The following is a 2620-nucleotide window of genomic DNA, read 5'->3' as shown; positions in this document are numbered from 1 at the left end:
CCGTTTGATGACCCCCGTCTATTGCCCGGTGGTAAGGGTATTCATTACGAACTTCAGGATGGGGTGCAGGGCGATATTACAGCAGGAACGGGTGGCTGGGCGTGGGGAATGATTTATATGACGAAGCAAGGCCTCAAGGACACCGTACAGTCATTACAAACTAATTGGGAAGACCAACCCGATAAGGTCCCTGAAGTGAAAGGTTACACCGGCTGGGACCATATGCAATGTGACATGGATGCGGGGCGCTAACTGATGAAAGCATTATGTTCAGGCATGGCTGTTACTGCTGTACTGATGACTTCAGGCTGTCAGGCCAATGAGCCGCCGACGCAGGTGGTTTACCGCTTTGATAACCATCGTTATCTGGAACTGAAAGGCTGGGACTGTGAAGGTGAGCTCTGGTACACCGATACTCAGAAAGCAATTCATTCTCTGCCGTACTTCCAGTTTTACCGTATATATACCAAACAATTCATTCATAGCTCTGAGCGTTATATTGCCATTCCAGCCTGGGAATCTGCGGGATTTATTGTATCAAAGGATTATGGCAAAACCTGGCACCCGTCCTCATTCTCGCCCGGAGAAAATGAACCTAATGGAGACAATGCACCTCCCTATGACGACATTCTTTCCTTTACTGTCGTGAATGACCAGGGCTTTCTGCAGACAAAGCACCGCCTTTATATGTCCTCCAGGCCGTTTGATGACCCACGCCTGGCAACTGGTGGGCCAGGAATTAATTATGTAGTTGAAGGCGTAACTCACAGAATTAAACCACAATCACCAGGGCCTGCGTGGGGGCTCGATTACATCACTAAGGAGGCACTGGAGAACGATACGGCAAAATTCCATACCAATTATCAGAATTTACCCGATAAGGTCCCTGAAGTGAAAGGTTACACCGGCTGGGACCATATGCAATGTGACATGGATGCGGGGCGCTAACCAATGAAAGCATTATGCTCAGGCATGGCTGCCGCTGCTGTACTGATGGCTTCAGGCTGTCAGGCGAAAGAGCCGCCGACGCAGGTGGTTTATCGCTTTGATGACCATCGTTATCTGGAACTGAAAGGCTGGGACTGTGAAGGCGAACTCTGGTACACCGATACGCAGCGGGGGATTCATTCGCAGCCGTATTCACAATTTTATCGCATTTTTACCAAAAAATTCATTCACCCTTCAGAGCGATATATTGTCCTCACATCATGGGGTGGGGGTGCCTTTACCGTATCAAAAGATTTCGGAAAGACCTGGCAGTTAGCGCAGTTTTCTCCCGGAGAAAACGAGCCGAATGGTGATTCCTCACCAGCTTATGATGAGGTGCTTTCTCTGACGGTAATAAACGATCAGGGCTTTCTACTGACAAAGCATCGCCTTTATATGTCATCCAGACCATTTGACGATCCGCGCGTATTGCCAGGTGGTTCTGGAATTAAGTACCAGCTTGAAAACGGTGAGGTGGACGAAATAACTTCAGATGCACCTGGCTGGAAATGGGGGATGGTGTATTTCACAAAAGGATGGCTGGAGGGAAAAGTCGTCAGGCGTGAATCAAATTATCAGAATTTGCCCGATAAGGTCCCTGAAGTGAAAGGTTACACCGGCTGGGACCATATGCAATGTGACATGGATGCGGGGCGCTAACTGATGAAAGCATTATTCTCAGGCATGGCTGCCGCTGCTGTACTGATGACTTCAGGCTGTCAGGCCAACGAGCCGCCGACGCAGGTGGTCTATCGTTTCGATGACCATCGTTATCTCGAACTGAAGGGCTGGGACTGTGAAGGCGAGCTCTGGTACACCGATACGCAGCGGGGGATTCATTCTGAACCTGTAAGCCAGTTTTACAGAATATTTACTAAAAAGTTTGTCCATCCCTCAGAACGATACATCGCTATTACAGGCTGGGGAGTCGGTGGTTTTCGTGTCTCTAAGGACTACGGGAAAACGTGGCAGGTTGCACAATTCTCTCCCGGAAGAAACGAACCGGATGGAATGAACTCACCTCCGCGAGATGATGTTGTTTCTTTCACAGTGGTGAATGACCAGGGCTTTCTGCTGACAAAGCACCGCCTTTATATGTCCTCCAGGCCGTTTGATGACCCACGCCTGGCAACTGGTGGGCCAGGGATTGATTATGTAGTTGAAGGTGTAACTCACAGAATTAAACCACAATCACCAGGGCCTGCGTGGGGGCTCGATTACATCACTAAGGAGGCACTGGAGAACGATACGGCAAAATTCCATACCAATTATCAAAATTTACCCGATAAGGTCCCTGAAGTAAAAGGTTACACCGGCTGGGACCATATGCAATGTGACATGGATGCGGGGCGCTAAACCAATGAAAGCATTATGTTCAGGCCTGGCTGTTGCTGCTGTACTGATGGCTTCAGGCTGTCAGGCCAATGAGCCGCCGACACAGGTGATTTACCGTTTCGATGACCATCGTTATCTCGAACTGAAAGGCTGGGACTGTGAAGGTGAGCTCTGGTATACCGATACTCAGCGGGGGATTCATTCTGAACCTGTCAGCCAGTTTTACAGAATATTTACTAAAAAGTTTGTCCATCCCTCAGAACGATACATCGCTATTACAGGCTGGGGAGTCGGTGGG

3 protein-coding genes and 2 pseudogenes are annotated in these 2620 nt (G+C 49.2%); all 5 read left to right on the top strand.

Features of this window, described 5'->3' with window-relative positions; all coding sequences use genetic code 11:
* Positions 1 to 252: pseudogene (locus URZ40_RS23050) on the top strand (hypothetical protein); the annotation flags it as partial.
* A gap of 3 nt (positions 253 to 255) precedes the next feature.
* Complete coding sequence (locus URZ40_RS23045; RefSeq protein WP_316379700.1) at positions 256 to 948, top strand: hypothetical protein; 693 nt, start codon at positions 256 to 258, stop codon at positions 946 to 948.
* 3 nt (positions 949 to 951) lie between these two features.
* Positions 952 to 1647: a hypothetical protein gene (locus tag URZ40_RS23040; protein ID WP_407065522.1), complete on the top strand. Its 696-nt coding sequence runs from the start codon at positions 952 to 954 to the stop codon at positions 1645 to 1647.
* A gap of 3 nt (positions 1648 to 1650) precedes the next feature.
* Positions 1651 to 2343 carry a hypothetical protein gene (locus URZ40_RS23035; protein ID WP_320721248.1) on the top strand — a complete coding sequence of 231 codons (693 nt, stop codon included), beginning with the start codon at positions 1651 to 1653 and terminating at the stop codon, positions 2341 to 2343.
* 46 nt (positions 2344 to 2389) lie between these two features.
* A pseudogene (locus tag URZ40_RS23030) lies at positions 2390 to 2620 on the top strand (hypothetical protein); the annotation flags it as partial.

The sequence above is a fragment of the Enterobacter sp. 296B2 genome, from assembly GCF_034106185.1.
GTDB classification, from domain to species: Bacteria; Pseudomonadota; Gammaproteobacteria; order Enterobacterales; family Enterobacteriaceae; genus Enterobacter; species Enterobacter cloacae_N.
This window is presented reverse-complemented; position numbering and strand designations above follow the sequence as displayed.